Consider the following 258-nt stretch of genomic DNA (forward strand, 5'->3'; position numbering starts at 1 on the left):
GCGAAGTCAAGTTACGAAAGTTTACAGCAGCAGTTGAGTGAACGCGAAAGTTCGATCGCTTCTTTGCAGCAGCAATTCGCTGAAAAAGAACACCGGGAACACGAGTTTCAGCAACAGCTAGCCGAAAAATCCAGCGCTCTGGAATCTTTGCAGCAGCAATTCGCTGAAAAAGAACACCGGGAACACGAGTTTCAGCAACAGCTAGCCGAAAAATCCAGTGCTTTGGAATCTTTGCAGCAACAGCTAGGCGAAAAATCC

At 47.3% G+C, this 258-nt stretch carries 1 pseudogene; it reads left to right on the forward strand.

The annotated features are described in order from the left end of the window. Positions 1 to 258 (forward strand): annotated as a pseudogene (locus QT979_RS13080) (CopG family transcriptional regulator); the annotation flags it as partial.

The organism is Microcoleus sp. w2-18bC1, assembly GCF_036700365.1.
In the GTDB taxonomy this organism is placed as follows: domain Bacteria; phylum Cyanobacteriota; class Cyanobacteriia; order Cyanobacteriales; family Microcoleaceae; genus Microcoleus.